Origin of the sequence: Halorubrum zhoui, from assembly GCF_051194155.1 — an archaeon.
In the GTDB taxonomy this organism is placed as follows: Archaea; Halobacteriota; Halobacteria; order Halobacteriales; family Haloferacaceae; genus Halorubrum.
This window is the reverse complement of the sequence record NZ_JBLZNJ010000001.1, coordinates 263,376-283,336: the sequence shown is the minus strand read 5'-3', so window position 1 is coordinate 283,336 and position 19,961 is coordinate 263,376. Positions and strand designations below refer to the sequence as shown.

Annotated in this window: 26 protein-coding genes; 12 read left to right on the top strand and 14 right to left on the bottom strand. The window is 68.2% G+C overall.

What is annotated here, in order from left to right; genetic code table 11:
- Positions 1–37: 37 nt before the first annotated feature.
- The 3 genes from ACNTAO_RS01455 (at position 38) to ACNTAO_RS01445 (ending at position 2,070) form a co-directional block, all read left to right on the top strand.
- Entirely contained in the window at positions 38–1,030 is a 993-nt protein-coding gene (locus ACNTAO_RS01455; RefSeq protein ID WP_435160160.1) for an isocitrate/isopropylmalate family dehydrogenase, read from the top strand.
- 48 nt (positions 1,031–1,078) lie between these two features.
- The gene (locus ACNTAO_RS01450) at positions 1,079–1,447 is read left to right on the top strand and encodes a DUF555 domain-containing protein (protein WP_435160159.1); all 369 of its coding nucleotides are present in this window, start codon (positions 1,079–1,081) and stop codon (positions 1,445–1,447) included.
- 83 nt (positions 1,448–1,530) lie between these two features.
- Positions 1,531–2,070, top strand: a complete 540-nt coding sequence (locus tag ACNTAO_RS01445) for a CBS domain-containing protein (RefSeq protein ID WP_435160158.1) — start codon at positions 1,531–1,533, stop codon at positions 2,068–2,070.
- 33 nt (positions 2,071–2,103) lie between these two features.
- On the opposite strand, the gene ACNTAO_RS01440 is transcribed toward ACNTAO_RS01445, so the two are convergent.
- Positions 2,104–2,268 (bottom strand): DUF8595 family protein, encoded by a 165-nt coding sequence (locus ACNTAO_RS01440; RefSeq protein ID WP_435160157.1) that lies wholly within the window; start codon positions 2,266–2,268, stop codon positions 2,104–2,106.
- A 332-nt stretch (positions 2,269–2,600) separates the two neighbouring features.
- On the opposite strand from ACNTAO_RS01440, the gene ACNTAO_RS01435 reads away from it, so the two are divergent.
- The 3 genes from ACNTAO_RS01435 (at position 2,601) to ACNTAO_RS01425 (ending at position 5,063) form a co-directional block, all read left to right on the top strand.
- Positions 2,601–2,894 (top strand): DUF8134 family protein, encoded by a 294-nt coding sequence (locus tag ACNTAO_RS01435; protein WP_435160156.1) that lies wholly within the window; start codon positions 2,601–2,603, stop codon positions 2,892–2,894.
- A 105-nt stretch (positions 2,895–2,999) separates the two neighbouring features.
- Positions 3,000–4,748, top strand: a complete 1,749-nt coding sequence (locus ACNTAO_RS01430) for a nitrite/sulfite reductase (RefSeq protein ID WP_435160155.1) — start codon at positions 3,000–3,002, stop codon at positions 4,746–4,748.
- Positions 4,749–4,769: 21 nt separating this feature from the next.
- Complete coding sequence (locus ACNTAO_RS01425; protein ID WP_435160154.1) at positions 4,770–5,063, top strand: DUF6360 family protein; 294 nt, start codon at positions 4,770–4,772, stop codon at positions 5,061–5,063.
- A 6-nt stretch (positions 5,064–5,069) separates the two neighbouring features.
- On the opposite strand, the gene purM is transcribed toward ACNTAO_RS01425, so the two are convergent.
- The 3 genes from purM to ACNTAO_RS01410 form a co-directional block, all read right to left on the bottom strand.
- Positions 5,070–6,056, bottom strand: coding sequence for a phosphoribosylformylglycinamidine cyclo-ligase (purM, locus tag ACNTAO_RS01420; RefSeq protein ID WP_435160153.1), 987 nt, complete (start codon positions 6,054–6,056; stop codon positions 5,070–5,072).
- A gap of 65 nt (positions 6,057–6,121) precedes the next feature.
- Positions 6,122–6,790 (bottom strand): metalloprotease, encoded by a 669-nt coding sequence (locus ACNTAO_RS01415; protein WP_435160152.1) that lies wholly within the window; start codon positions 6,788–6,790, stop codon positions 6,122–6,124.
- Positions 6,791–6,792: 2 nt separating this feature from the next.
- Positions 6,793–8,526, bottom strand: coding sequence for a TraB/GumN family protein (locus ACNTAO_RS01410; RefSeq protein WP_435160151.1), 1,734 nt, complete (start codon positions 8,524–8,526; stop codon positions 6,793–6,795).
- Between the two features lie 152 nt (positions 8,527–8,678).
- Between ACNTAO_RS01410 and ACNTAO_RS01405 the strand changes: the two genes are divergently transcribed.
- On the top strand, positions 8,679–9,131 hold the full coding sequence (locus ACNTAO_RS01405) for a bifunctional nuclease family protein (protein ID WP_435160150.1): 453 nt from the start codon (positions 8,679–8,681) through the stop codon (positions 9,129–9,131).
- Positions 9,132–9,201: 70 nt separating this feature from the next.
- Positions 9,202–9,720 (top strand): acyl-CoA thioesterase, encoded by a 519-nt coding sequence (locus ACNTAO_RS01400; RefSeq protein WP_435160149.1) that lies wholly within the window; start codon positions 9,202–9,204, stop codon positions 9,718–9,720.
- A gap of 24 nt (positions 9,721–9,744) precedes the next feature.
- Here the strand turns inward: ACNTAO_RS01400 and ACNTAO_RS01395 are convergent, their stop codons facing one another.
- The 10 genes from ACNTAO_RS01395 to ACNTAO_RS01350 all read right to left on the bottom strand — a co-directional run bounded on the left by ACNTAO_RS01395 (position 9,745) and on the right by ACNTAO_RS01350 (position 16,872).
- The gene (locus ACNTAO_RS01395) at positions 9,745–10,212 is read right to left on the bottom strand and encodes a GIY-YIG nuclease family protein (RefSeq protein WP_435160148.1); all 468 of its coding nucleotides are present in this window, start codon (positions 10,210–10,212) and stop codon (positions 9,745–9,747) included.
- A 72-nt stretch (positions 10,213–10,284) separates the two neighbouring features.
- Complete coding sequence (locus ACNTAO_RS01390; protein WP_435160147.1) at positions 10,285–10,719, bottom strand: thiol-disulfide oxidoreductase DCC family protein; 435 nt, start codon at positions 10,717–10,719, stop codon at positions 10,285–10,287.
- A 54-nt stretch (positions 10,720–10,773) separates the two neighbouring features.
- Positions 10,774–11,058, bottom strand: a complete 285-nt coding sequence (locus tag ACNTAO_RS01385; protein ID WP_435160146.1) for a DUF7545 family protein — start codon at positions 11,056–11,058, stop codon at positions 10,774–10,776.
- Between the two features lie 99 nt (positions 11,059–11,157).
- Complete coding sequence (locus ACNTAO_RS01380; RefSeq protein WP_435160145.1) at positions 11,158–12,195, bottom strand: metal ABC transporter permease; 1,038 nt, start codon at positions 12,193–12,195, stop codon at positions 11,158–11,160.
- Positions 12,195–12,935 (bottom strand): metal ABC transporter ATP-binding protein, encoded by a 741-nt coding sequence (locus ACNTAO_RS01375; RefSeq protein WP_435160144.1) that lies wholly within the window; start codon positions 12,933–12,935, stop codon positions 12,195–12,197. Before ACNTAO_RS01375 ends, ACNTAO_RS01380 begins: the two co-directional genes overlap by 1 nt.
- 68 nt (positions 12,936–13,003) lie before the next feature.
- Positions 13,004–14,185: a metal ABC transporter substrate-binding protein gene (locus ACNTAO_RS01370; protein ID WP_435160143.1), complete on the bottom strand. Its 1,182-nt coding sequence runs from the start codon at positions 14,183–14,185 to the stop codon at positions 13,004–13,006.
- 81 nt (positions 14,186–14,266) lie between these two features.
- A complete protein-coding gene (locus tag ACNTAO_RS01365; RefSeq protein WP_435160142.1) occupies positions 14,267–14,788 on the bottom strand; it encodes a YbaK/EbsC family protein in 522 nt (173 codons plus the stop codon).
- A 3-nt stretch (positions 14,789–14,791) separates the two neighbouring features.
- Positions 14,792–15,517 (bottom strand): ribosome assembly factor SBDS, encoded by a 726-nt coding sequence (locus ACNTAO_RS01360; protein WP_435160141.1) that lies wholly within the window; start codon positions 15,515–15,517, stop codon positions 14,792–14,794.
- Between the two features lie 107 nt (positions 15,518–15,624).
- A complete protein-coding gene (locus tag ACNTAO_RS01355) occupies positions 15,625–15,828 on the bottom strand; it encodes a DUF7576 family protein (protein WP_435160140.1) in 204 nt (67 codons plus the stop codon).
- A gap of 102 nt (positions 15,829–15,930) precedes the next feature.
- Positions 15,931–16,872, bottom strand: coding sequence for a hypothetical protein (locus tag ACNTAO_RS01350; protein ID WP_435160139.1), 942 nt, complete (start codon positions 16,870–16,872; stop codon positions 15,931–15,933).
- Between the two features lie 135 nt (positions 16,873–17,007).
- Between ACNTAO_RS01350 and ACNTAO_RS01345 the strand changes: the two genes are divergently transcribed.
- From ACNTAO_RS01345 to ACNTAO_RS01330, 4 genes are all read left to right on the top strand, one after another.
- A complete protein-coding gene (locus ACNTAO_RS01345) occupies positions 17,008–17,532 on the top strand; it encodes a transcription factor (RefSeq protein WP_435160138.1) in 525 nt (174 codons plus the stop codon).
- Entirely contained in the window at positions 17,532–18,266 is a 735-nt protein-coding gene (locus ACNTAO_RS01340) for a DUF2110 family protein (RefSeq protein WP_435160137.1), read from the top strand. The genes ACNTAO_RS01345 and ACNTAO_RS01340 overlap by 1 nt, the downstream gene beginning before the upstream one ends.
- A gap of 3 nt (positions 18,267–18,269) precedes the next feature.
- Complete coding sequence (locus ACNTAO_RS01335; RefSeq protein WP_435160136.1) at positions 18,270–19,049, top strand: DUF5803 family protein; 780 nt, start codon at positions 18,270–18,272, stop codon at positions 19,047–19,049.
- 75 nt (positions 19,050–19,124) lie between these two features.
- The gene (locus ACNTAO_RS01330) at positions 19,125–19,811 is read left to right on the top strand and encodes a competence/damage-inducible protein A (RefSeq protein WP_435160135.1); all 687 of its coding nucleotides are present in this window, start codon (positions 19,125–19,127) and stop codon (positions 19,809–19,811) included.
- Positions 19,812–19,961: the final 150 nt, after the last annotated feature.

Sequence of the window (19,961 nt, the reverse complement as noted above, 5' to 3'; positions counted from 1 at the left end):
TCGACATCCTCTTTTCGGCGTCGGGTGGAGTCATCGCATGAGCGACCGAATCGCGGTCATCGAAGGCGACGGTATCGGCCAGGAAGTGATCCCCGCGGCCGTCGAGGTGTTGCAGGCGCTCGACCGGGAGTTCACGTTCGTCTCGGGTGCGGCGGGTGACGCCGTGCGAGCGGAGACCGGTCAGGCGCTGCCGACGGAGACGTACGAGCTAGCAGCCGAGGCGGACGCGACGCTGTTCGGTGCGGCAGGCGAGACGGCCGCGGACGTCATCTTACCGCTACGGGACGCCGTCGACTCGTTCGTGAACGTTCGTCCGGCGCGGGCGTACCCCGGCGTGGACGCCCTTCGGCCGGAGACGGACGTCGTGTTCTTACGCGAGAACACCGAGGGCGTGTACGCCGGCCACGAGGACCGGCTCAGCGACGACCTGTCGACGCTGACGCGGGTCGTCACGTCGTCGGCGTCGCGCGAACTCGCCGAGTACGCCTGCGAGTTCGTCGCGGACGGACGCGGCCCGGCGGGACGGGAGGCCGTCACCGTCGTACACAAGGCGAACGTGATGCGAGAGACCGACGGCCGGTTCCGCGAGACCGCCCTCGAGGTCGCCGACGCACACGGCGTCGACGCCGACGAGGAGCTGATGGACGCGTTCGCGACGAAGCTCCCACTCGACCCGACGCAGTACGGCGTGATCGTCTGTCCGAACCTCGCCGGCGACGTCCTCTCTGATCTCGCTGCGGGGTTAGTCGGCGGGCTCGGGCTGTTGCCGTCGGCGAACGTGGGCCACGACAACGCGCTGTTCGAGCCGGTCCACGGGACGGCACCGGACATCGCCGGCGAGGGCGTCGCGAATCCGACCGCCGCGATACTCTCGGCGGCGATGCTTCTCGAGTACCTCGGCTACACGGCGGACGGACAGCGGGTGCGGGCGGCGGTCGAGACGGTCCTCGCCGACGGTCCACGGACCGGCGACCTCGGCGGCGACGCGACGACTGAGGCCGTGACGACGGCGATACTCGGTGCGCTCTGAGCCGACCGAACCACAAGAGGTGAAACCCTGCGGCGCGTTGCTCCGCGTATGAGCAACTACGCAGTCGCGATGGAAGCCGCCTGGTTGGTCCGTGACGTCGAAGAGACCGACGACGCCATCGGCGTCGCGGTCAGCGAGGCCGGAAAGCGACTCAACGAGACGGACAAGCAGTACGTCGAGGTCGAACCCGGCGTCACCGGCTGTCCGGCCTGTGGGGAGCCGTTCGATGCCGCCTTCCTCGCGGCGAACACGGCGCTCGTCGGGCTCCTCCTGGAGATAGACGTGTTCAACGCCGACAGCGACGAACACGCAGAGCGGATCGCAAAGAGCGAAGTCGGTGGCGCACTGCGCGACGTCCCGCTCGAGGTCATCGACGTGGTCGAGACCGAAGCGGACGACGAAGACGACGAGCGGTGAGCCGGTGACGGGCGGCACCGTCTGTGAGTCGCGGGTGCGCGCGGTGGCGAAAGCTTTTCTAATAACTAATAGTAATTAGATCCATGCAGCTTCCCACCCCACAGGACCTCAGAGAACGACGGACGTCACTGGAGCTCACCCAGAGTGAGCTCGCCGAGTCGGCCGGCGTCTCCCAGCCGCTCATCGCGCGGATCGAAGGCGGCGACGTCGACCCGCGGCTCTCGACGCTTCGCCGCATCGTGAACGCACTCCAGGAGGCGGAAGGCGCGGTGGTTCGGGCCGCCGACCTGATGAACGAGACCGTGATCAGCGTCGCTCCCGACGACGCCGTGCGCGACGCGGTCGAGCTGATGGAGCGCGAGGCGTACTCACAGCTGCCGGTGTTACAAAACGGCGTCCCCGTCGGCTCGATCAGTCAGGGCGACGTCGTCCACGCGGGCGAGAAGGTCGGGACGCACCCGGTGAGCGAGGTGATGAGCGAGTCGTTCCCGACGGTCGGTGCCGGCGCGACGGTAGACGAGGTGCGGAACCTCCTCGACCACTACACGGCCGTGATGGTGACCGACGGCGGCGAGACGGTCGGGATCATCACCGAGGCGGACATCGCCGCGTACCTCTCCTAGCGGGTGTCGCGCACGCGACGGTCTCCGCCGGCGTCACTCGTCGCGATTGTCCGAGATGTGCTCCCAGATCTCCGTGCAGCCGGCGCCGTCGGGGAGGTCGTCGAGGTGTCCCGTGTCGTCTTCGTCGTCGCCGGCGTCTGGGTCCGTCGCTGCTTGGTCCGTCGCTTCTGTGTCTGTCGCTGCTCGCTCGTCCGTCATCGGCTCTCGGTGAACCCGTCGAACAGTTCGGGTGCGACGTCGGCCGAGGTGTGTTCGTACGGCGCGTCGGGCGACTCCGATCGGTGGGTTGTCTCTTCGGGCGTTGACTCTGTCATCGGTGGCAGTACCGCAGCGGGATGAATAAGCCGACCTCCCGCAGTAAATCGGACCACTACTCACCAGTACCGGCCAGTATCGCGGCCATCTGTGTCGCGGTACGCGGGGCGTATCGACTCGCAGTCTCGTGGTTTTCACACACGATCTGCGTCATCGACGTCGACGGGGCTTGCACGCACCGGCAGGCACTGCCGTGTGGCGGGCGAACGCGAGGTGTGACCACTCGATTGCGCGTGCTCGACGACGGCGCGTGGATCTCCGTCGACGACGCCAGAGCGGTGCGCGTCGGCGAACTCTGGCGGCTCGATTCGCCGGATTTCTGCGCCTGTGCGCCCACTGACCTCGTCGTCCAGAACTTCCAGGACGTCGGCGTCGACGGACGAACGGTCGAGACCCGGATCTACGGCCAGTGTATCGCCTGTGGTGAGACGGGGATAACCGGCTGGCTCCCGGTTGGAGCGGTGCGAGACGGCGAGTTTCTCCTCGTCGATCGGGCGTCGATCCGGTGAACGCGCCCACGCCACATACCGGAAACAATTGCTCGTTTAGGGGGGCACCGGGCAATGGTGACTCCACGCGGGCAGCTATGTCGTGGCGTCCCCTGTCCCCTTACGATGCCAACAGACGTCGAGAAGTGGAAATCAGCGGTTTACGGCGAGGAGATCCGTGACCATCTCTTCGCGTTCGCCGAGACGGGCTTCGACTCGATCCCCGACGACGAGCGGGACGCGTGGTTCGAGCGGTTCAAGTGGTGGGGGTTGTACCACCAGCGAAACGGTCAGGAAGGGTACTTCATGATGCGGATCGGGACGCCGAACGGCGTGTTAAAACCCGGTCAGCTCCGTGCAGTCGGCGAGATAGCCGACACCTACGCACGCGGGCCCGGAACGAATCCAATCTTCGGCGACGCGTACGTCGATTTCACGACCCGCCAGTCGATCCAGCTCCACTGGATCGAACTCGCAGACGTCCCGGAGATATTCGAGACGCTCGACGAACACGGACTCTCGACACAGCAGGCGTGTGGTGACTCCTGGCGAAACATCGTCGGGAACCCCGTCGCCGGCAAAGACGCCCGCGAGGTCGTCGACGCCTGGCCCGTCATCCAAGAGCTCAACGAGACGTTCACGGGGAACGACGCGCACGCGAACCTCCCCCGGAAGTGGAAGGTGTCCGTGACGGGGTCGGCAGACGGCTCCGGACAGGGCGACATCAACGACCTGGCGTTCGAGCCCGCGTACAAGACGGTCGACGGTGAGGAGGTCGTCGGATTCAACGTCCGAGTCGGTGGGGGACTCGCGCGGAACGAGCCGCGGTTCGCCCGCGACATCGACGTCTGGGTCCGGCCGGAGCGGGTCGCGGCCGTCGCCGGCGGCATCTCTGCGCTGTTCCGCGACAACGGCGACCGCGAGGACCGCTACAACGCGCGGGTGAAGTTCCTCGTCGACGAGTGGGGGCCAGAACGAGTGCGTGAGACGCTCCAGGCGGAGTACGTCGATTTCGACCTCGAGACGGCCGGCCGTGACGTTCGTTCGGAGTACACGTACAACACCGGCGATGGCACCCGGAACGACCTCGTTGGCGTTCACGACCAAGCCGACGGCACGAACTTCGTCGGCTTGAACGTGCTCGTCGGTCGCATGGGCGCAGCCGACGTGCTCGCGCTCGCCGACCTCGCCGACGAGTACGGCTCTGGCGAGGTACGACTCTCACAGCGGCAGAACGTGATCGTCACCGACGTTCCTGACGACGAGCTCGAGGCGTTCTGTGCGGAGCCGCTATTGGAACACTACTCGCCGGAGCCGTCCCCGTTCATGCGCGGCTCCGTCGCGTGTACCGGCACCGAGTTCTGCTCGCTCTCCATCGTCGAGACGAAGAACCGACAGGTTCGGTTCGCTCGGTGGCTCAAAGAGAACGCCTCGCTCCCCGCCGACGTCGACGAGTTCCACGTGCACCTCTCCGGCTGTACCGCTTCCTGTGCACAGCCGCAGATCGCCGACGTGAGTCTGCGGGGGATGAAGACGCGAAAGGACGGCGAGCCCGTCGAGGCGCTTGACGTCGGTCTCGGCGGCGGCCTCGGCGACGAGCCGACGTTCGCCCGGTGGGTCACCCAACGCGTCCCGGTCGACGAGGTGCCCGGTGCGATCGCGACCCTCCTCGAGACGTTCGCCGAACGGCGGAATCCCGGTGAGTCGTTCCGTGCGTTCGTCGCCCGGCACGACGACGAGACGCTCGACGGGTTCGTCGAGCCCGAAGAGACGGATTACGAGGATCCGATGATGCACAACACGAAGCGGACCTGGTACCCGTACGCCGAAGACGACGCGCTCGAAGACGCCCCGCCGACGCCAGCAGACGACTGAGATGACACGCGAGCGACCACCATGAGCGATCGACTGCTCCGTGTGAACGCGTACACCACGCTCGACCTCGTGGATGCACGGGTGCGAGGCCACGACTTCGAGGCGACGGCGCTCGGCGTGGTGAACGTCTCGACGCCGCGTGAGACGCCAGACCACGTCGACCTCCAAGTCGAGCTCGACGACGCCGACGTCAAGTCGCTCCCGGCACACGCAGACGAGATCACGCTCTCTGCCGACCAGGCTCGGACGCTCGCCGGGGCGCTGGAGTCGGCGGCAAACCGCGTTGAGGGCGCGACCGAGACGGACGACGCCTGAGTCGACTCAGAGCTCCAGGTCGCGGATCGCGACCGACCCGTCCGTCTCCGACGTCGATTCGACGTGGCCGATCACGCGGCCGCCGGTCTCGGCCGCGAGCGTCTCGGCGTCCGCCGGAGCCGCCGCGGCGACGAACCCGGTTCCGGTGTTGAACGTCCGGTGCATCTCCTCGTCGGAGACGTTCCCCACGCGCTGGACGAACTCGAAGACGGGTTGTGCGTCGAATGGGTCTTCCACGACGTATCGGTGCGTGCCCAGCCGCGTCAGGTTCGTCCACCCTCCGCCGGTGACGTGTGCCGCGGCGCGGACGTCGTGTGCGCGCATCGGGTCGAGCAGGTCGGTGTAGATTCGTGTAGGCTCGAGTAACGCCTCGCCGAGCGTGTCGTGCCCGTCGAAGGGGGCCGGGTCGGTGTAGGCGTGGTCCCGCGTGACGGCCTCGCGCGCGAGCGTCAATCCGTTCGAGTGGATCCCCGACGAGCGCCAGCCGACGAGCGCGTCGCCCGGACGAGCCTCGCCCGCAAACACCGCGTCTTTCGCGGCGAGACCCGCACAGGTGCCGGCGAGATCGAGGCCGGTGACGACCTCCGGCATCACCGCGGTCTCACCGCCGACCAGCTCGAGGCCGGCCAGCTCGGCACCGCGTGAGAGGCCGACGCCCACCTGCTCGGCGAACGTCTCGTCCGGTTCGTCCACGGCGAGGTAGTCGACGAACGCGACGGGCCGGATCCCGGCGGCGACGAGGTCGTTGACGTTCATCGCGACGCAGTCGATCCCGACGGTCGAGTAGTCGCCGAGCGCGTCGGCGACGAGGAGCTTCGTGCCGACGCCGTCCGTCGCCAACGCGAGGTATCGGTCGCCGATGTCGAGGAGCCCCGCGTAGTCGCCCGCGCTCTCGCCAACGGCACCGATGAGCGCCGCGGTCGCCGCCTCGCTCGCGTCGATGTCGACGCCCGCGTCCGCGTACGTGAGTTCGTCTGCGTCGTCTTCGGTCATACGCGTGTCGTGATCCGGCAGAGCAAAAGCACACCGCTTGGCCGAGCGCGAGTCGTCGTCGGCCGTCAGAACGGCCCGCCGAACCCGAGGCCGAAGCCGAAGACGAGGAGTCCAGCGGAGAGCGCCGCGGGAACGAACGTCACCGCCCACGCGAGACGCCGCCACCGGTAGACGGTCCGGCCGTCGAGCGGTCCGTACGGAATCAGGTTGAACGCGGCCAGGAAGACGTTTATTGCGACTCCTCGCTCGCCGACGAGCGTCACGACCTCGTTACCGAGTGCGCCGCCGAGAACGAACACCGGAACGAACACCACGAGCAGGACCGCGTTGACCGCTGGACCGGCGAGCGCGATCCGGGCCTGCTCGCCGGGCGTCACCCGGCCGCGGTGGTACACCGCACCGGGGGCCGCGAAGATGAAGCCCAAGAGCGCGCTCATCACGGCGAGAAACAGCATACCGCGGTCGGCGCGGAACTCGGCGACTTGGTCGTAACGCACCGCGACGGCCTTGTGAGCCAGCTCGTGGAACAGAAATCCGCTCCCCGCCGTCACCAAACTGACCACGAGCGGGAGGAGTACGCCGGCGGCGACGATTCGGCCGATGCCGGCCGCCCCACCGACGAAAAAGAGCGCGAACGCGACGCCGAGCGCGAGCCAGGCGACGAGGAGGTCGCGAAGCTCGGTGCCACTGAAGTAGAGCCCGCCGATCCGGCGTCCGCGCGTGCGTGCCGACACGGTTACCCGACGAGCCCCTGTAAGAGGTCGACGCTGTTCTGTGCGCCCCGAAGCATGAGCCGCGTCACCTCGTCGACGCTCCCGACTTCGGCGCCAAACATCGCCGGCAACACGTACACCGCGAACAAGAGGCTCGCGACGATGCTGCCGACGTTCGTCATCGCGACGACCACGATCAGCCGGAACAAGGGCACCTCGAGCATCCGTGAGACGAGGTCGAGCGGCGACCGCGACTCGTCCGAGAGCAGACGGTTGAGCCGCTCGATGTCGGCGACGTTCACCGTGAGGTGTCGCAGCTCGACGTACCCCGTGAACCACCCCGGCGCGAGCAGCGGGTTGATAGACGTCATCCAGGCGACGGCGCCACCGACCCCCGCAGACGACCACCGGGCCCCGGCGAGTTTCGCGAAGCCGAACGCGAAGACGCCGTTTATCAGGAACCACGCCCCGAACAGCCGGAGCAGGAAGCCGTTCCGAACGCCGGCCATCGCGAGCAGCACGAAGAAGCCGACGAACGCCACGGTGATGCCGTACCCGACGAGGCGCTTCCAGGGTACCCCTCGTGACCCTGCGGTCCCGACGAGCGTCGACTCGGGCGGCAGAGACGCCGGGGCATCGAGGTACCGCTCGATGCCCGCTCTGTGACCCGCACCAACGACGGCGACGACGTCGTGGCCGGCGTCTCTGAGCGCGACGAGTCGGCGCGCGATGAACGCGTCGCGCTCGTCGATGAGCGCCTCGGCGCCGCCGGGCGAGAACCGACGGAACTCGTCTATCATCATCGTCACCACGTCGGTGTCGGTGAGCGCGTCGAGGTCGAGCTCGTCGAGGCCATCGGTCGAGTCCGCAGGCGGTGCGTCGAGTCTGCCGAACGCGCCGAGGACGACGACGGCGGTGAGACCGATCGAGAGCCCGGCGGCGAGACCGATACCGAGACTCCCGACCGCACGAACCGTGAGGTCGCCGACCGCCGCCGCGACGACTCCGTCGGCGACGCCACTGAGTGCGACGAAGAGGCCCGTGAGCGGCCCGAGAGCCGCGGCGGCGTAGAGCCGTCCATCCGGCGATAACGCGGCTTTCCCGACCTGGTCGACGATCACGCCCGTGAGGATCGCCGCGGCCACGCCAGCGGTCACGCTCGTCAACATTCCAGTCGTGATGCCGACGGCACTGCCGAAGAGCCCGACCAGCGGGCCGGCGACGAGCCCGATGAACACCCCGGCGGTTATGCCGACGACGCGGGCGTCCGTCGCCCCGAACGCGAGCCCGCCCACCATCCGGACCTTCTCGGTGACGGTCATTCGTCCCCAGAAGCGTTGTATCGTGGTCTGGATGTCGCGGTCGACCAACGCGACGTCGATGCCGAGTCGTTCGGCGGTGTCGACCGCCGCGTTCATGTCTGCTCCGGGCTCGATGTCGAACCGGTCTCCGAGTTGCGTCTGGACGTACGAGAGGATCCAGTAGGCGAGAAACTGGAAGACGGTGTTTCCACGCAGGAGATCACCGGCGTCGAGGTCGTCGGGGGTCTCGCCGTTGAGTCGCCGATAGCGTCCCTCGTCGAGTTCGACGGCGACGACGTCGGGACGCTCGCGTTCGATCGTCGCTTCGACCTCCTCGACGGAGCGCGACGAGACGTGGGCGGTTCCGACGACCGTCACCGAGCCCTCTGCCGACTCGTCGTCGTCGGTCGCTGTGAGGGTGTCGACACCGGTCGCCCCGCCTGGCGTCTCTGTCATCACGCAGACGTACTTCGTCACCGCGTTTCAACTTTGTCGTCACGAGGTGCGGTCTCCGCGGGCGGCCTCGTGACCGGCGAGGGCGGCTCGTGACCGCGAGCGAGGCACACGGTCGGGGACAGCTATTCAAGCCGGCCTCGCCAAGCGGCGGTATGGAACACGAAGCCGAGGTCGTCGGAGTCGGGGCGGGCTCTGCACCCGGCGGCGACGTCCCGACGGTCGTGCTCAGCGTTCGCGAGGAGTACGTCCCCATCTTCGTCAGTGGCGATCAGGCCCGATCGATCGCGACGGTGCTCGAAGACGAGCCGTTCGATCGTCCCCTGACACACGACCTGCTCGTCGACATCCTCACCGAGTTCGGCGGCGCGATAGACCGGGTTCGGATCGACGACCTCGCCGACGGCACGTTCTACGCGAAAGTCGACGTCGAGCGGTACGACGCCGGCGAGCCGGAACGATACGTCTTCGACGCGCGTCCGTCCGACGCCATCGCGCTCGCCGTTCGCGTCGAGTGTCCGGTGGTCGTCGCCGGTGACGTGGTCGACGAGGCCGGACAACCGCCCGAATCGATCCAATTTGATGATGGAACCCGAGGTGGACCCTGACCTGTCGACCTCGTGGTCGCGGTGCGGTGCAGAGCCACGCGTTCAAGTACGTCTCGGTCGGACCGGTCGTATGGACGAGACGAACACGTCCGCGGCGTCGACGCCTCCCGACGACACCGAACGGCTCGCTGTCTCCCACACGGAGATGACGGAACTCCTCGTACCGGACGACACCAACTCTCTGGGACGAGCGCTCGGCGGGACGGTGCTGCACTGGATGGACGTTTGCGGGGCTATCGCAGCCATGCGATTCGCCGGACAGCAGGTGGTGACGGCCTCGATGGAACACGTCGACTTCATCGCCCCGATCGAGGTCGGCGAGGTGGCCACGATCGAGGGGTTCGTGTTCGACACCGGTCGGACGAGCCTCGACGTCACCGTCGAGGTACGGGCGGCCGACCCGCGAACCGGGGAGCACCGCCAGACGACGAGTTCGTATCTGACGTTCGTCGCGCTCGACGACGACGAACAGCCGACGCCGGTGCCGTCGCTCGTGTGTCCCAGCGACGAAGAGGCGGCGCGGCGCGACCGCGCGCTCGACGCACGGCTCGAACAGCTCGAGCAGGTGTGTGCGCGGCACGGACTGTGACGGCTCGAGGCGCGACCGGTCGCGCTATCGTCCGTCCGTCGAGACGTCGACCGTTGACGCCTCAGCGTCGTACGCGCGCCTGGCGCGCTCTCTGAGCACGTCGGCCGGTTCGGGACCGGCCAGGTGGCTCACACAGCCGCAGTCGGAAGCGCCGAAGCCGTCGACCGGTCCCGCCGGGAGTCGGTCGGCTACCGAGCACTCGACGTCGGCCCCAGAGGCGTAGTAGACGCGGTCTATCGTCGCCGGCGTGTCGCCGAGAAGCGAGTCGATGTGCCAGTGGCGGACGTCGTGGTCGTCGCGAGCCGTCCGGCGGTGGCGTGTGACCCGCGCGAACCCGCCCGGTCCGAGGGCGCTCCCAGTGTAGGCGTACGCGCCCGCCGACAGCCGATGCGTGCCGAGCGCACCGACGGTCACCGTCGTCGTCGCGGGAAGGTCGACGAGGAGCGTGTAGGTGCCGCCGGCGTCGCGCTGTCGGGCCGACGTCGTCGACACGGGCTCGTCGCTCGTGGCTCCGCCGCTCGCTTGTTCCGAGCCTTCCCTTCGGTCAGGATCGCCGCGCACGGCTCACACGGTCGGCGCGGGGGCGTCGCTGGCGGCGGCGCGGAGCTCGTCGACGAGGTCGCCGGCCGCCGGGTCGAGCGGATACGTGTCGTGGACGTCTGCGGGGTCGCGCCCACGCCCGGAGAGCGTCCCGACGACGTCGGCGATTCGGTCGTAGTTGTCGCGGACGAGTCCGCCGACGATACCTGGAGTGCCGGCTCGCGTCGCGAGTTCTTCGGCCGCCGACCGACCGGCGTACACGCGTCGCTCGCGAGGGTCGACGAGCACCATCGCGAACGGTCTGTCACCGAACTGCGCCTCGAGGAACGGTCCCACCGGGTCGGCCTCCCACGGGACCGCTTCGACGCCCTCTAGCCGTCGGAGCGCGACCGCAGCGATCGAACAGTACGGACAGTCACCGTCGAAGATCAACACCGGCGCGCCCGCCGTCTTACTCATGACGTCTGCTACGCCCCGAACGGTCTTAAGCCGTCGGCCGCGACCCGCGCGTCGTCAGTGTGAGTGACCGAGGACGTCTTCGAGTGACTGGCCGAAGCGCTCCTCGAAGAGATCGGCGGCCGTCTCACTCATCTCTGCGACGTCGGCTGGAACCTCGCCTTCGCTGTGGTGTGCGATGACGTGCGCCTGCTGTGCCATCGCTTGGACGATGACGTCGCTGACGACACGGGTCGACGGCTCGCCCTGCTCGCTGAGCACGTCGACGAGGCCGGCTGGTAGGTCGAACGACTCTTCGGTGCCGTCCGGCGCGGTGACGGTGTAGGTCTCTGTGTCTCCCATACCAGTTCGTCGAGACCACGACATAAGGCTCTGTGGGAACTGCGACGACCGGCGGTGGGGCGTGACCGTCGCGTGTGGGCCCGAGACGGGTGATGGGCTTCACCCGTGCGTCGAGATCGCCCGAGTCGAGGACCCGGCGAGCGCGATGGCCCCAAGATAGATCGCGATCGCGACCACGACGATCGAGCCACCCGTCGGCAGGCCGAGCCGAATCGCCAGCGCGAAGCCGCCGAGCACCGACAGCTGGCCAAAGAGCACGGAGAGACGCGTCGCCTCGCGGAAGCTCCGGGCCACCTGCGAGGCGGCCGCGACGGGGACGACGAGCATCGCCGCGACGAGGATGACGCCGAGCACCTGCATCGCGCCGACGACGACGACGGCCGTCAACACGACCAACAGCGCGTTGTAGCCCGTGACGTCGAGCTGGGCGACCCGAGCGGCCTGCTCGTCGAACGTGATGAACAGCAGTGGCTTGTACGTGAGCAGAATCGCGGCGACGACGACGACCGAGAGCACCCCCATGAGGCGTGCGCCCTCGACGGTGACGACCGCGAGGTTCCCGAAGAGGTACCCCTCGACGTTGATGCCGGTCAGCCCTCTGCCGTAGCTGATGATCAGCGTTCCGACCGCGAAGCTCCCGCTCAACATGATCGCGATCGGGACGTCGCCGTACGCGTCGGTGTGTTCGGTGAGCCACTGCACACCGAGCGCGCCGGCGATCCCAACGACCAGCGCGACGAGTAGGAGCGACCCGCTCCAGCCGGTCGTCGACGTCACCAGCAGCCCCACCGCGACGCCCGCGAAGGCGGTGTGTGCGAGCGTCTCGCCGATAAGCGCCATCTCCCGGTGGACCAAGAAGACGCCGACGAGCGGGGCCACGACGCCGACGAGCACCCCCGTCGACAGCGACTGCCACATGAACGGGTGCCGAAAGACGTTGGTGCCGAGTGCCGCGTCCACACCGCGCCCCATCGCGCGGAACGCGGCGTAGAGCTCGCGCGCGACGGGCAGGTCCTGGGCCCAGTAGAGGGCGAGAAAGCCGAGCATCCCGGCGGCGAGCAGTGCCGTGGCTCCGATGCCGACGACTTGGACGGCTCGGCGACGGTCGGCGAGGTCGGTCGACGTGAGAGCCGACATCAGTGGTGGTGGTGGACGACCTGGCCAGTCGTGCCGTACGCCTCGGCGAGCGCGTCGCTCTCGACGAACGACGCCGTGTCGCCGTGGTGGTACAGCTCGGTGTTGATACAGGCGACGCGGCTCGCGCGGTCGGTAACGACACCGATGTCGTGTTCGATGAGCACGATCGTGATGCCGTCGTCGTTGAGCCCGTCGAGAAGCGCGTAGAACGCGTCTCGTGACTCCGCGTCAACCCCGACCGTCGGTTCGTCGAGCGCCAACAGGTCCGCGTCGCTCGCCAGCGCCCGGGCGATGTACGCGCGCTGTTTCTGTCCGCCCGAGAGCTCGGCGAGCATCCGGCCGGCGAGGTCGACGATGCCGACCGTCTCGAGCGCGTCGGCGACGGCGTCGCGGTCGGCGTCGGTGAGTCGGCCGCGGCCGACGTGTGCGTAGCGCCCCATCGTCACGCACTCGCGGACGGTGACGGGCATCGACCCGCCCTGGCTCGTCGCCTTCTGTGAGACGTAGCCGATCCGTCCGCCGTCGTCGAACGCCTCGACCGGCTCACCGAAGAGTTCGACGGCCCCCTCGTCGGGCGTCAACAGCCCGAGCATGAGGTGTAGAAGCGTCGTCTTCCCGGAGCCGTTCGGGCCGACGAGACCTAAGAAATCGCCGGCCTCGACGGTCAAGGAGACGTCACTCACGGCGGGCGTGTCGCCGTAGGCGAACGTGACGTCTGTGATCTCGACCACTGGTGGCACGGTGTTCGTATATGATCTCGCGTCCGAACGTTTAGCTCTTTTACTCCGCGGGCGCGGCTCGGCGCGGCTCACTGTGCGCCGAACGCCCGCTCGAACGCCGGGACGTTGATCTCGGTCATCTGCTCGAGGTAGCCGTAGCCCGCGTCGTTCCACTCGGCTATCGTGCCGCCGGCCGGGGACACGGCCATCGTCCGGGTCGCGTCGCTGTTCTCGACGATCGTCTCGGCGAGCCGCGGGGACTCGAAACGGTCGTAGAGGATCGTGTCGATGCCCTCGTCGTCGACCACCCCGACCGTCTCGGCGATCTGGGTGCCGCTGGGTTCGTTCTGCGGTGAGACGCCGACGGGCGAGTGGAGCCGGAAGCCGTAGCGCGCCTCGAGGTACTGAAACGAGTTGTGCCCGGCGAGCACCGCAACGTCTCGCGTCGCGTTCGCCGCTATCCGTTCGAACGCCTCGTGAACCGAGTCGAGCGATTCGATGTACGCGGTAGCGTTGTCGGCGTACGCCTCTGCGTTGTCCGGGTCCGCAGCGCCGAGGCCGTCGGCGATCGTGTCGACCATGTCGCCCGCGAGCACGGGGTCGACCCACGCGTGGGGGTCGTACTGTGTGGTGCCACCGTGATCGTGACCGTCCTCCTCTTCGGCGTGGTCGTGGCCGTCCTCTTCGGCGTGGTCGTGGCCGTCCTCTTCGGCGTGGTCGTGATCCTCTTCTTCGGCGTGGTCGTGGTCGTCCTCTTCGGCGTGGTCGTGATCCTCTTTTTCGGCGTGGTCGTGGCCGTCCCCCTCACTGTGATCGTCCACTTCGGCGCTATCGTGCTCGCCTTCGGCGCCGTGGTCGTGGTCCCACGCCAACAGGTCGTCTTCGACACCAGCGAGCGCGTCGACGACCGCAACCCCGTCGTAGTCGGCTTCGAGCGTCGACGCCACGTCTTGGGCCCACGCGAACTCCGGACTGTCGAGGTAGACGAAGGCGTCGGTGGCGGCGACGTCGGCGACCAGGTCGCCGTCCGGCTCCCAGCCGTGACCGAGCTGTCCGACGTCGACGGGGTCGGTGAACGCGACGCGGTCGCCAGCGACCTGGCTCGTCCAGTCGTGGAGGGTAAAAAAGGCGGCGTATCCTTCCTCGAACCCACCGGCAGCGCCTCCTCCGCTACTGGTCGCGTCTCCCGTGCAGCCGGCCATCGAGGCCGCCGCGCCCGCTGTGACGAGTGCCGTCCCACGCTTCAACACCGCGCGTCGTGAGTGTGCCATACACCACCCTATGTCCGATTAATACATAAGTCCTATTATTTCACAACGCTCGATTAACAATGCTGAGGACGGTGCGTCGCGTCACTCGGTGAGGTCGACGACGGTCGCGTCGGCGAGGTCCGCGAGGCGGTCTGGGGCGATCGAGAACAACGCGCTCGGGGTTCCGGCTGCGCCGTACACCCGATCGAACGCACAGAGCGACGGGTCCATCACCGTCGGAATCGGCGTGTCGTGACAGATCGGGGGGACGCCGCCGATGCTCCAGCCGACGACCGACCGGATCCGGTCCGGTGTCCCCATCGCCGCCGCCGCGACGCCGAAGTGGTCGGCGACCGCGTCGAGGTCGAGACGGTTCGCTCCGCTCGTGATCGCGGCGACGAGGTCGGTCTCGGCGGACGCGTCGCTGCCGGTTGTAGCTTCGGTCGGTGTGTCGTCGTCACCGAGCGAGACGACGATCGTCGAGGCGATCGCGCCGGGGTCACACCCGACCGCCTCGGCCGCCGCGGCGGCGGTCTCCGTGCCCGCGTCGAACTCTCGTACCTCGAGGGCGACGTCGTATCGGCCGTGCGCCCGATCGACGAACTCGGCTGCGCGGTCGTGCACGGCTCACCGCGTCCGGAGTTCGTCCTTGTCTTTGATCACGCGGGCGTCGCCCTCACCCGAGGTCACCTCGTTGACGAGGTCGTAGAGGTCGTTTTGGAGCCCCGCGGGGAAGGTGAGCACGCCGACCCACGAGCCGTCGTTTTGCCACTCCTCCCGCTCGAGGTCGCCGAACTCGCGGACCTGTGCCTGTCCCGACCCGGCGTACTCGGCCGGGAGCTGCACCGCCATCGTCACCTCCTCGAACCGGATCGGGATCACGGGGCGCAGCGCCTCCAGCGCCTCGTCGACCTGACTCTCGACGGGCTCCATCGGGTCGACCTGGAACCCAGCCTCCTCGAGCGCGCGCTCGATTCGTTCGGGCGGATGCGGTGAGTCGTCCATCTGCGGGTTCACCGCGTTGCGGGTGATCGTGTTCACCAGTCCACGGTGTTTGCGTTCCTGCATTGCCTCGCGCTGCTCGGCAGTGATCTGTATCTCTCCTTCGCGAACGACCTCCGGGATGATCGCGAGTGGGTCCGTCGTCTCGAACACCGTCTCGAGTGCCGACTCGGCGGGTCGATCGCCTCGCGAGGCGTTCTCGAAGACGTCCTCGGCGGCGATGACGTCCTCGAGGTCTCCCTCGAACTCGCCGCGTTTCATCGCCAAGGCGGCCTCTGGGTCGACGAGCACCTCGAACCGCTCGCCGTGGGATTCGAGCCGTGCGGTCACCGCTTCGTCGAGTGATATCATATCGATACGTACCACCCCCGCGATAAAAAGCCTCCCGCGCGGGCCCCCTCTCGTCGTCGGCCTGGACGCGCCCGCTCACTCGCCACCACACGGCGGCTGTCCGTCCGCTACGGGTGTGTCGCCTCCCGTTCGTCGCGCTGCCACGCCGTCCGGCAGGCGTCTCCACAGAAGTGGACGTGTTCGATCTGTCCGTTTACTACCCGCGTGACGACGCGTCTGCCGACGCCGAAGGCAGGCTCCTCACACCACGCACACCGGGGTGCGTCTTCCTCGGTGAGGTCCTCGCCGAGGTCGGATGTCGGATCAACCATACGCGCCCGTGCGCCCGAAGCCACTTGAACCCGTCAGTTGTGCGCGGCGAGGGTCGCACCCGGTGGCTCGCCGGGTCGATGACGGCACGTGACAGTCGTCGTTCACAGACGCTGCTTCGACCGGAGCCGAGCGAGCCGACAGCGCGTCTCGTGTCGGCTCGTGCCGCGCACCCGCTCGGTCGTCGCGTCGCCCATCGAGACCACCGAGAGTCGGTCGAGAAGCGGCGGCCAGTCGCCCGCACCCGGCGCCTCCTCGGTGGCCCTGATCGCCGCGGCGAGCCCCGCTCGAGCGTCGGCGTCGAACCGCGCGACCACGGCGTCTGCGTCGCGCCGACGGCCGCCGACGAAGAGCCGGTCGCCGACCGCTGCCGGAAGCCACACCGGCAGCGTCACGAGCCACGCGAGCAGTCCGCCGGCGGTGTACAGCGGCGCCGGGATCCGGTCCCGGTCGGGCTCGTACCCGTGAATTCGGTTGACTCGCCTGTCGGTCGGTCGACGGTCCGGTTCGTGAGAGACGAGGAGGATCGCAGCGAGCGCCACGGTCTCGACCGCGACGAGCCCGGGGAGTGCGGCTGTCGTGACCGCTGCCTCACGGCGCTGGAGTCGAGCGATCGCGTGCCGAATCGCGGCGTCGCGACTCGACGGCGGAAGCGACAGGAGCCGCGTGGTGACGACCAGCCGGCTGCCGCGGTGGCCGTCGGTGACCGCGACGTTGACCGCGTCGACGGCTGCAACCGTCACCGCGGGTCGGTCGACGCCGAGCTGGGCGGCGATCGCGGCGACGCGCGACTCGGCGAGCGACCGCCGGTCGTCGTTCGGACCGACCCGCGGCAGTGACGCGACCCGTCGGTCGACGACGACCGGGCCGAGCGCGACCGCCGTGACGACGCCGCCCAGGGTCGCGGCGACGCCTCCGGCTACGGGACCCACGCGCGTGAAGGCGACGAGCGGCGCGATCAAGAGCCCCGCGAAGAGGCAGGGGACGGCGACGAGCGCGAGCGCGCCGAGTGCCCGCGTCACCTGGCGGGCGCGTGTCGATGGCATCGGGCGATGCTCTCGTGGCGGACAGTTATCTGTGTCGACCCCACGTTGGTGCACGCTGATCGGCTGCGTCGACGCCGATGGATGCGACCGCGGTATTCGGAGCTTTTAATCGGACGGCGGCGCTATCGATACACAATGGCTTTTGAGGACTTGTTGAACGACCCCGTCATCCAGAAGTACCTCCACGAACTCGTGGGACCGACGGGGATGCCGGTCGCCGCCGCACCTCCCGACGGCGAGGTGACCGACGAGGAGCTGGCCGAAGAGCTCGGACTGGAGTTGAACGACGTCAGACGTGCACTGTTTATTCTCTACGAGAACGACCTAGCCACGTACCGACGCGTTCGCGACGAGGACTCGGGATGGCTCACGTACCTCTGGACGTTTCACTACGACAACATCCCGGAGAACCTCCAGGCGGAGATGTACCGGCTGCTCGAGGCACTCGAAGACCGTGCGGAGTACGAGCGGACCCACGAATTTTACCTCTGTGAGGTGTGTTCGCTCCGCTTCGAGTTTGGCGAGGCCATGGACTTCGGCTTCGAGTGTCCAGAGTGTGGGTCGCCGCTCGACGCGATGGAGAACGACCGACTCCGGGAGACCATGGAGTGGCGAGTCGAGGAACTGCGTGAGGAACTCAACGTGGACGTGACCGGCTGATGGTCGTGCTCGCAACCAAGTGCTATCTCGAGGGCGACGCCCGCGGGCGCGCGCTCGATGGGATGCACTCGCTCGTCGACAACGAGGTCGGTGACCTACGCGTCGAGTGGACGGTCGGCGTCCGGGACGACGGCTTCGTGCAGGTTGACCTCGGCGGAGCAGACGCGACCGTCGCCGAGAACGCCCTCGCCGAGACGTGGGGCGAGATCGTCGCCCACGACGAGGGATTGACTCGCGGGGAGACGCACGTCGGAACCCTCGAGTCGTGGGACGACGACGGGATCGTCTTGGACGCGGGCACGACGGTCCACGTCCCTGCCGACGAGCTGGGACTCGGCGTGGGCGCCCCACCACAGGTCGTCGAGCGGTTCGGGCTCGTCCAGCACCTCCCGATGCAGTTCGTCTACGGCGGTGAGAGTGGTGCCACCGACGGCGACACCGCAACTGGTGCCGACTCCGGCGGCAACGGCCCAGACGCCACGCGGCTCGCCGACGCCGAGCGAGACCGACTCTACGATTGGCAGCGCGGTCCCGGCCGGGTGACCGTCAACTCCGCGACGCGTGGTGAGGTCAGAGCCACGGTCAACCGCGCGGGCCACGCCAACGACATCGTCACCGTCGAACGCCTCGGTCTCACAGAACAGAGCATCGTCTGTGCAGAGGGAACCGACCCGCCGGGACTACTCGCGTCGATCGGTTCGTACCTCCCGGCCGAAATGCGGTGTGTCGTCTGAGCCGTGACCCGACGACGCCTCGCGCTCGCGTTGGTCGCCGTCGCGTTGCTCACACTCACCGGTGGGTGTCTCGGCTACGTCACTGGCGGCGGCGAGGTGACGAACGAGACGCTCGACGCCGACCCCCCGATGTCGTACGACTTCGAGACGGACCGCGACGCCGCGTTCACGCTGTCGGCAGACGCGGAGTACACCGTCGTGTACAACGTCTCCGACCGATCGACGCTCAGACTCTACCGTGAGACGCCGTACGCCGGCGACCAGCCGCTCGAGTTCGAGGGGCTCCGGTACCGCTACGCCGACGGCGAGGTCATCACGGGCAGTGAGTTTCGGGCGCGTGGCGGGGAGGTCGAACAGACGCCCGACGAGGTGTACGTTCGGTTCACCGACGAGATGGACGACGGGCAACTCGCCATCGCCGGGCGCGGATCGCCGCGTCGATTCACCTCGTTGGCGTACGTCGAAGGCTCCTACGCGGTGACGCTCCCGCCTGAGTTCAGCACCGACGTGCCGGTTGTCGGGCACGTGGCGCCACGCGACTACGCGGTCGAGACGGTGAACGGCCGCGACCGCATCGTCTGGGAGTCGGTGACCGACTCGATCGTCGTACAGTCGTACCGCGAGACCGACCTGGTCATCTTCGCGGGCATCCTCGGCGTCGCGTCGATCGTCGCCGTCGTCGGGACCCTTCGATTCAAACGCCAGCTCGACGCGTTGCGCGAGAAACGACGCGAGATGGGGCTCGGCGTGTACGAAGACGACGACGATGACGGACTGCTTTGAGCCTGCGGAGGACGCGCACTCGCCCGCCCCGTCGGTGTCGGCGATCTTTTGAGCGACGGTCGCATACCGGCGCGTATGAACGCCGCGATCGTCACCGTCGGAGACGAGCTCCTGGTCGGTGACACGGAGAACACGAACGCCACGTGGCTGTGTGCACGGCTCGCCGACCGCGGCGTGACCGTGCGCCGCGTGTCTGTGGTTCCCGACGACGTGGGCGAGATCGCCCAGGTCGTCAACGAGCACCACGCAGCCTACGACGCGGTGATCGTGACCGGCGGACTCGGGCCGACACACGACGACGTCACGATGGAGGCGGTGGCGGCCGCATTCGGCCGGACGGTCGAGGCGAACGAGGAGGCCGCGACGTGGCTGGCGTCACACGGCTACAGCGGCGAGGATCTCGACGAGGGGACGACGCATCTCCCGTCGGGGTGTCGTCCGCTCCCCAACGAGGCGGGGGTCGCCCCGGGAGCGGTCGTCGAGTCCGCGTACGTCCTCCCCGGTGTGCCCGCCGAGATGCGGGCCATGTTCGAGCGGATCGCAGACGAGTTCGAAGGGACGCGGACGCACACGGTCGTCGTTGAGGTAGCCGAACCGGAGAGCGCGCTGCTCGACCGATTCGAGACGCTTCGCGACCGGTTCGACGTGCGGGTTGGGTCGTACCCAGGCGAGCGCGTCAGGGTCAAACTCTCGGCCACGGAGGCGACCGAAGCAGAACGCGCCGCCGAGTGGCTCCGCGATCGTTCAGACGCCGTCGTGTGAGCGGTGTCGCCGTGGGTCTGGCCGCCCCGGATTCGCGTTCACCGCGCGAGGAGCCCGAGCCATCCTGCGGTGACGAGTAGTCCGGCGACGAGCACGGCGATAGCGGTCGCCTCGATCGGGAGCGGCTCCGGCTGCACGGCAGACAGGATC

Coding starts and splice junctions, on each gene's coding strand:
- ACNTAO_RS01455 (WP_435160160.1), top strand. CDS start 38: ATGAGCGACCGAATCGCGGTCATCGAAGGCGACGGTATCGGCCAGGAA.
- ACNTAO_RS01450 (WP_435160159.1), top strand. CDS start 1,079: ATGAGCAACTACGCAGTCGCGATGGAAGCCGCCTGGTTGGTCCGTGAC.
- ACNTAO_RS01445 (WP_435160158.1), top strand. CDS start 1,531: ATGCAGCTTCCCACCCCACAGGACCTCAGAGAACGACGGACGTCACTG.
- ACNTAO_RS01440 (WP_435160157.1), bottom strand. CDS start 2,268: ATGACGGACGAGCGAGCAGCGACAGACACAGAAGCGACGGACCAAGCA.
- ACNTAO_RS01430 (WP_435160155.1), top strand. CDS start 3,000: ATGCCAACAGACGTCGAGAAGTGGAAATCAGCGGTTTACGGCGAGGAG.
- ACNTAO_RS01425 (WP_435160154.1), top strand. CDS start 4,770: ATGAGCGATCGACTGCTCCGTGTGAACGCGTACACCACGCTCGACCTC.
- purM (WP_435160153.1), bottom strand. CDS start 6,056: ATGACCGAAGACGACGCAGACGAACTCACGTACGCGGACGCGGGCGTC.
- ACNTAO_RS01410 (WP_435160151.1), bottom strand. CDS start 8,526: ATGACAGAGACGCCAGGCGGGGCGACCGGTGTCGACACCCTCACAGCG.
- ACNTAO_RS01405 (WP_435160150.1), top strand. CDS start 8,679: ATGGAACACGAAGCCGAGGTCGTCGGAGTCGGGGCGGGCTCTGCACCC.
- ACNTAO_RS01400 (WP_435160149.1), top strand. CDS start 9,202: ATGGACGAGACGAACACGTCCGCGGCGTCGACGCCTCCCGACGACACC.
- ACNTAO_RS01390 (WP_435160147.1), bottom strand. CDS start 10,719: ATGAGTAAGACGGCGGGCGCGCCGGTGTTGATCTTCGACGGTGACTGT.
- ACNTAO_RS01385 (WP_435160146.1), bottom strand. CDS start 11,058: ATGGGAGACACAGAGACCTACACCGTCACCGCGCCGGACGGCACCGAA.
- ACNTAO_RS01380 (WP_435160145.1), bottom strand. CDS start 12,195: ATGTCGGCTCTCACGTCGACCGACCTCGCCGACCGTCGCCGAGCCGTC.
- ACNTAO_RS01370 (WP_435160143.1), bottom strand. CDS start 14,185: ATGGCACACTCACGACGCGCGGTGTTGAAGCGTGGGACGGCACTCGTC.
- ACNTAO_RS01360 (WP_435160141.1), bottom strand. CDS start 15,517: ATGATATCACTCGACGAAGCGGTGACCGCACGGCTCGAATCCCACGGC.
- ACNTAO_RS01355 (WP_435160140.1), bottom strand. CDS start 15,828: ATGGTTGATCCGACATCCGACCTCGGCGAGGACCTCACCGAGGAAGAC.
- ACNTAO_RS01350 (WP_435160139.1), bottom strand. CDS start 16,872: ATGCCATCGACACGCGCCCGCCAGGTGACGCGGGCACTCGGCGCGCTC.
- ACNTAO_RS01345 (WP_435160138.1), top strand. CDS start 17,008: ATGGCTTTTGAGGACTTGTTGAACGACCCCGTCATCCAGAAGTACCTC.
- ACNTAO_RS01340 (WP_435160137.1), top strand. CDS start 17,532: ATGGTCGTGCTCGCAACCAAGTGCTATCTCGAGGGCGACGCCCGCGGG.
- ACNTAO_RS01330 (WP_435160135.1), top strand. CDS start 19,125: ATGAACGCCGCGATCGTCACCGTCGGAGACGAGCTCCTGGTCGGTGAC.